Source organism: Pseudomonas sp. I2 (assembly GCF_040984075.1).
Taxonomy (GTDB): Bacteria; Pseudomonadota; Gammaproteobacteria; order Pseudomonadales; family Pseudomonadaceae; genus Aquipseudomonas; species Aquipseudomonas guariconensis_B.
The window spans coordinates 1-535 of the sequence record NZ_JBCGFQ010000141.1 but is presented as its reverse complement, the minus strand read 5'-3'; the positions used below and the strand labels follow the sequence as shown (position 1 = coordinate 535).

Below are 535 nucleotides of genomic sequence, written 5' to 3'. Positions count from 1 at the left end.
AGATTATTGGTAAATCCTTGCTGCTTATTCTCATTCCAGAGCACAACTACGCCCTGTGATTTATGTTCAGTAAAGTGAGCATTCCAACTTTTGTTTTCTTTCCATTCCTTTGCTACCGCTGGCATTCCGATAATCGATGCCACCAAAAACACAGCAGATAAGGCTAATACACGCATAACGTCCCCTTGCTTAATGCAATATATCCATACAAATTAAGTGCTAAGCTTATCATTCTCTGCCCTCTCATTCCCTAGCAAACTGCTGACCAATTGTGGCAACAATCAGGCACAAGCTTTAACTATTACCTAAATTCCACGTGTGTTTTTTATTAGCTTCAAAAATCACTATTTCACGAAGAATTTAGACTGCTTCTCACACATTGTAACATTATTTACAACCACCTTTCAATCATATTTGATAAATCATTGATTTCATCTTTGCTGCACTGATACTTAATACACTCTGCAAGTTATCCACAGAGCAACACTCAATTTTATTGATGATATTCTTAGGGGGAGTATGGGATTTTTTAACC

At 37.0% G+C, this 535-nt stretch carries 1 pseudogene; it reads right to left on the bottom strand.

From position 1 onward, the window contains the following. Positions 1-176 (bottom strand): annotated as a pseudogene (locus tag WCE05_RS25935) (class D beta-lactamase); the annotation flags it as partial. Positions 177-535 lie beyond the last annotated feature (359 nt).